Below are 6,089 nucleotides of genomic sequence, written 5' to 3'. Positions count from 1 at the left end.
CTTCTTTCCGCAGTGGCCGTGTGCGGTGGCGTTCGTGTTGCGTTTGATGTGGGTGATCCGGCTGTGCGGAGTTCGCGACGTGGGTTGTTGCTGGTGTTGCGATAAGGTCCACGTGCTTGTGGTGTATGTCACTGTCGTGTTGGTCAGCATGGGCCGATGAGCTTCTGTCGCGCGGATGGCAGCCGCGTGACCGTCGACGCTGAGGACGTCGCTGTGCGGAGCCGCTGGATTTCGTCGTGCTGGGCGGCGATCCTGGCGAGGGCCTGGGCCCGGAAGTCGGTCAGCTGTTGGTTGGTCGACTCTGACTGTGCCAGGCGGTCTTTGAGCTTGTCGATCTCGGCTTTCAGGCGTTCGATCTGGCCGATTTTCGGGTCCGGGGTTTCGCCGTCTCGCTGAAGTTGCTGGACTCGGTGTTCGAACTCGGTGCGCAGGTGGGCGTAGGGACGGCTGCCGTAGAAGGCGGTGCGGTCGACATCGGCTTGTGCGGCAAGGGTTTTGATGTCGCAGCCTCCGCCGGGCGGGATTTCGCCGCGTAGCAGCCGGTCCATGGCGGCGCGGATGCGGTTCTCGTTGGCTGCGCGTTGGGCTGGGGTGATCCGCATGTCATTCCTCGGATTTCGGTGTGGTGGCGGTGTCGATTGCGTCCAGGACGCGCAGGGCTCGGTCGTGGTCGGCTTGAAGCCGAGCCCGTTCGGTCTTGCGGGTGGGCCCGAGGCTGCCGAGGAAGGTTTTGGTCTGTTCGGCGTGCTCGGCCCAGACGGGGCGGTGGCGCAGGTGGTGGGTGGCTTGTGGGCAACGGCCCGAGTCACACATTCCCGCGAGTGGCCGGTCGGCGTGCGGGGTGCCGGCGAGCTTGAGGCAGAGCGCTCGGGACGGGTCGGTGAACCAGCAGAAGTTTGCCGCGGCCAGGTGCAAGGTGCGGGCGCGTTTGGTCAGCAGGTTGAGCACTTCTCGGTCGCTGGCTTGGGTTTTCGGTCCGGTGGTGGTGTCGAGTTTGCCGTCGATGTGGGCGAAGAATTCGGTGAGTTCGCGAGCTCCCGGTCCGGCGGGCATGATGCCTTGCTGGTAGTTGCGGAACTCGGTCCAGACCAAGTCGAGGTTGCGCTCGGCCTCGTGCCTGTTGACCTCGGCCAGCAGTTCGGCCTGAGCGCCGCCTGGCCGCGATGCGTAGCCTTCGGTGGTAGCGGTCGCGATATGTTTCAGGTGCCATTTCGCGGCGAGGACTCCGCCGGGACGGTAGGCCAATTCGATTGCCAGCGTGCGTCGTAGGGCTCGCAGGCTGATCGGGCCGTCCGGGATCGGGGCAAGGCCGAGTCGCTGGCCGGATGGCCCGTTGACCCAGTTGCGGAACCAGGTGTGGCGGACGTCGAAGGCGAACCTGCCCAGCAGTGGTGCCCCCGGCTCGGGGTTGTCGTGGAGCTGTTCGAGTAGTTGGGCGGCCTGGTAGGCGGGTTCGATGACGACCCATTCGTCGGGGACGCCACCGAGCTGTTGTCCTTTGACGACTCGGCTGGCCAGCCGGTAGCGCACCAGGTCTGGGCCGTAGCGTTCCGGTGGGCGGCGGCATCCGACCTCGAGTTCCATCAGTTCGCTCGACCGCATCCCGGACACGGCGGCCAGTAGTTCGATCGCGGCGGTGCGGACGATTCCGACCAGCGCGATGGTTTGGAGCCGGTCCAGCGGCAGTGTCCATGGGGTGGTGCCGTCACCGTCTGCGCGGTCGACGGCAACGGCGTTGCGGCCGAACGGTTTCTGCGCCCCGACGATGTTCAGGGTGGCTTCGATCGGGCCGCGCAGATGCGGAATCCAGTGGAGCTGGAACTGGGTGATGCCGGCCTGGCGGGCCAGCAGGCCCAACGCGATCGGGGTCAGCGGGTCGTTCGGGGACCAGCCCGCGGCCACCCGGTCCGCGATGGTGTGGTCGGGCAACATCGGCAGCGGTTCTCCTCGCTGCTCGTAATCGGCCAGCAGTCGGGTGAACTCGACCTCGGGGAGCCGGGATATCGCCGTGTGGTCGCCGAGTCGGCGTGACCATTTCCGGTCGGCATCTCGAATCTGCTGGGCGAGTTCGACGGTGCGCGGTCCGAGCGTGAACGCCAGGTAGCCGGCCGCGGCCAGCATGGGCTGCAACAGCGTGGCCTCGACCGGTGGTGTCTTGTTCTGTCCACGACCGCACGGCATCTCGGCCACGCTCGTCGGATTGGCGCCGCCCCAGGGCCGCAGGCCCGGCCGGACACGGTCGAGGCTGAATAGTTCTCTGTGATTGATCAGGTCCACGACGATTTGGGCGGCGGCCCGCCGTGTTCCCGGGCTGCGTTCGCCGACCACGTGGCCGTTGTCGTCGAGCAAGTAGCGGCGATGGGCCAGGTAGGTTTCGCATCGGTCGTCGTCGATGTCACTGAGGCTGGTGACGCCGTTGTCGGTGAGCCAGTTCAGGAATCGGGTGAGCTCGTTCAACCGTGCCGACGCGGTGAGCAGGTGCAGCGGGGTTCGGTAGGCGCGGGCCAACTCCACCACTGCGGGGTGCCTGGTGGCGAGCATGGCCATGACGAGTTCCTTGGCGACCAGTCGCCAACGGGGATTGGCGATAGCGGTGAAGTCGAGTCGGCGGCTGACCGGGCCCATGTGGTTGGGCAGGCCGACCACGGCGGTGAAGTCCCACCGGTCGTCGTCGAACACTGCGCGGGGTGCCCCGTCGGGCAGCATCAGCCCGGCCTCACCGCAGATGTCGGAGCCCGCGAACGGGGACCGGCGGGAGGGATCGGCAGCCCGGGATGCTGTCGCGGTGGTGGTGCTGGTCATCGGGTGGATTCCTCGGGACGAAGGGGAAGTTCGTCATCGTGGTCGCTGACGGTGCGAGCGGCGGCGGTGAGAACGGCGGGGTCGTAGCGGTCGAGCACTTGGTCGATCCGCTGGGAGTAGGGTCCGAACACGGCCATGAAGTGAGCGGTGGGCATCTGTTGCCACTGGCGGGAGAAGAAAGCCTTGAGCCGCAACAGGTTCCCGGCATGCCGCGGCGCGAACACTGCCAGCGGGCAGAGCAGGCAGACCCACGGCCGTGCCGGGCAGGGCTTGCCTTTCGGGCCGTGCAGCCCCGACAACTGATCAGCGCACGCCCCGGTGAACACGTCACGCCGGCCGCCGACGAGCTCGGCGATCACCGTGTCGTCGAGGCCGATCGCGCCGATCAACCGCGGATAGTCGCGGACCAGGACAGCGGCATTCTCCTCGGTCAGGACCGTGGGCGGTTGCGCTCGCCGCATCAGGTCATGTTGGGCGTCCTCCACGATCGCCTCGACCGCGCGTCGTTGCGCGGGGGTGGCCGCGGTCAAATAGTGATCGCCTTCCACTTCGGGACTGTGGTTCGGGTCGATCGTGGTTCGGCCGTGTCCAGTCCAGGTCCTGTTGTCCCGCAGGGACAGGAACGTGGTGCGGATCCTGGACCGGTGGATTTTCAACGGTTTGCCGTCGACGCCGATCAGATCGTGGCGAATCACCCAGCGTTGGACCGCCATCGGAGCGGCCTTGCCGGTTTCGCCCATCAGCTCGGCTCCACCGGGTGTGCGCAGCCGCAGCCACAACCATCGACGATCCTGGGCGCCGGCATGACCGCGCAGCAGCGCCGAATGCGCGAGCCATTGCTCGAGCAGGCGCACCGCCTGGCGGGGCAGATTCAGGCTCTCGGCGGCGGTGCGGCCCTTCACGTAGGACAGCAGGACCGTGGCGTCGCCTGCCCAGTCGATGCCGTCGGTGACCAGGTCATCGATGCCGTCGGGCACGATGCCGGAATAGATGCCGAACAACAGCCGGTAGGCGATCACGACATCGAGGTCGGGAAACAGATCCCGGCTGGCCTCGACGACACCGCCGCGCTGCCGCGCCGCGGTGCCCGAACACCCTGTGTGCTCGCCGAAAGCGGCGATGCCCGCCGGGCCGATCCGGGTCCACAGCCAGAGCAAATTGTCCTCGGTCCAGCCGCCGTCGTTGGGATGGCGACCTCGTGCCGCGGCGGCCAGCCCACGCTTGTGCCTGGCGAACGACTCATCGACGATCGCGCGGCAAACGCCGGTCAGCTTCTCCCAGTCGGCTTCAGGGTAGGGCGGCAGCTGGCGGTGGTTGCGCTGAGGGTTGAACGAACGCCCGGCCGCGAGCTCGGCCAACCGCGGGTCCACGCGTCCCCCGGCGAGCTGGAACCCGTGCAACAGCCGTCGTGTGCACGCCTCCTTCGGGCCGGGCGCCGACATCCAGTACTCGGCCATCTGCGCGCGCCGCAGATCCGTTGCGCCACCGGTGAATTCCCGCGCCGCCAGGTATCGGGCGAGGTGACGGATGGACTGCACATAGTGCAACACCGAGCCCGCCGCGTTCACGGTGCCGTGCGGATGGATGAGCTCGACCAGCCCCACCAGCAGGTCGCGAGTCAACTCGGGGCAGGGCAGGTCGTCCAGCGCGAACCGTGCGGTGGACCCGTCGCTGAACACGCACGCGATGCCCAACCGGTCCTCGATCAGCGTGGCCGGCATCAGAAGGCCCCGCTGCCGGTGTCCTCGCCGAACTCCGCATCGGCCTCGGCTTCGGCCGCAGCTTCATCGGCCAACGCGCCCGCAACACCGGCGGTGTCGTAGGCATCGCGGTAGATCCGTGTCATATCCAGGCGTTTGATGTATTTCTCGGTGACCAGGACCGTCGAGTGCCCGAGCAGATCCCGCAGCACCAGCAGCGGGTCCGCCTTGGACAGGTAGAACACCAGCGCGGCGTCGGCGTCGGTGTCGCGCACGAGCTTGGCGGCTTGTCTGTAATGGCCGCTGACCAGGTATTCCAATGTCCGTATGGCGAAGGAATGGCGCAGCCGGTGGGCATGCACGTGTGGGAACCGCGGCTCGAACCGTGCCCGGATCCGATCGGCGGTGCGCTCGAACACCGTCGCCCACGCCGTGAACGGGCCACCATCGTTGCGCAACGCCACCACGCACGACCCGCCGCCCGGCGCGACCAACCGCCGTCGCTCGTGCGGGGTCAGCGTCTCCCAGGCGCGGCGGACACCGTTGACCCGTCCGCCGCGGGCGTCCGGTTCGGTCACCAGCAGCGGCTCGCCCCACTGTGGCCGCGGCCGCCACGACGAGCCCTCCGCCGTGACCGCCCGGTCCAGCTCCAGATAACGATGCACCGCCGCCAACGCCTCATACGAGATCCAAGTGGTGCGGAACTTCCGGCCCTTGGTCACCCCCGCAGGCACCGGAAACACGATCGGCACCACCGTGGGTTTGCTCGGCAGCGCCGGGATCTCGTAACACAGCAGGTAGGTGAATTCCTGCAGACGCAGCCCGGTAGCCAACGCCAGCTCGCCGACAGCGCCGTTGCGGGCCAACTCCCGGCCGCGATAACCCGTGTCCATGACCCTGTCGGGTGCCAGGCCCCGTAGCCCGTTGAGGAACAGCCCGGTGAAGTCGGGTTCGAGATACTTGATCGTGACGTGCGGCTTGGGTGTTCGCCGCACGGCCAGATTCATCCTGACCTCGCGGCCCGTGCCGTGGAACAACGCCCGCGCCGTCCGGTAGGTGAACGGCTCCGCAGCGGCGTAGCCCTCCTCCAACGCCCATCGGTAGAACATCGACAAGATGCTCATATGCCGGCCCCACGTCGTGGCGGCGAACCTGTGCGCCACCGGGCCGATGGCTCGATGCTCGGCATACCGGCTCAACGCCATCTTCAACCGGTCCCGCGAGTCGAACAGCCCAACACCATGCGCCACAAGGAATTCCATCCATACCTTGACCGCACGCGCATACGCCTCCCACGTGCTCGGCGCCGGCGCGCCGCTCGCCGGCAGACCCCGCAACCACCGATTGACCGCCACGGTCGGCCGTGGACTGCCCGGTCCGTCCTCGAACAGCAGATCGTCATCGACAAGGACAGGCATCCGCTCCGGGATCAACGGCCGATGCTCGACATCCCAGGACTGCCAGCCTTGCGCGGAGAAGAAGTTCAGAATCACGAGCGGTGACAGTAGAAACACCACACGACTCGACACAACACCAAACATCCAGCACTGCAACAGGATCAGCAGCTATCGCAACACGACAACTAAG

4 protein-coding genes are annotated in these 6,089 nt (G+C 67.2%); all 4 read right to left on the bottom strand.

What is annotated here, in order from left to right; genetic code table 11:
- Window positions 1-143: 143 nt before the first annotated feature.
- From IU459_RS36315 to IU459_RS36300, 4 genes are read right to left on the bottom strand one after another with little or no spacing between them, the layout of a single operon-like run.
- Window positions 144-602 (bottom strand): hypothetical protein, encoded by a 459-nt coding sequence (locus IU459_RS36315; RefSeq protein WP_195134120.1) that lies wholly within the window; start codon window positions 600-602, stop codon window positions 144-146.
- Window position 603: 1 nt separating this feature from the next.
- Window positions 604-2,802 (bottom strand): site-specific integrase, encoded by a 2,199-nt coding sequence (locus IU459_RS36310; RefSeq protein WP_195134119.1) that lies wholly within the window; start codon window positions 2,800-2,802, stop codon window positions 604-606.
- Window positions 2,799-4,523, bottom strand: a complete 1,725-nt coding sequence (locus IU459_RS36305; RefSeq protein ID WP_195134118.1) for a hypothetical protein — start codon at window positions 4,521-4,523, stop codon at window positions 2,799-2,801. Before IU459_RS36305 ends, IU459_RS36310 begins: the two co-directional genes overlap by 4 nt.
- The gene (locus tag IU459_RS36300; RefSeq protein ID WP_324199164.1) at window positions 4,523-5,995 is read right to left on the bottom strand and encodes a tyrosine-type recombinase/integrase; all 1,473 of its coding nucleotides are present in this window, start codon (window positions 5,993-5,995) and stop codon (window positions 4,523-4,525) included. The genes IU459_RS36305 and IU459_RS36300 overlap by 1 nt, the downstream gene beginning before the upstream one ends.
- Window positions 5,996-6,089: the final 94 nt, after the last annotated feature.

The organism is Nocardia amamiensis (genome assembly GCF_015477605.1).
Classification (GTDB): domain Bacteria; phylum Actinomycetota; class Actinomycetes; order Mycobacteriales; family Mycobacteriaceae; genus Nocardia; species Nocardia amamiensis_A.
Note: the sequence above shows the minus strand (reverse complement) of the source record. Positions and strands in the feature narration are given on the sequence as shown.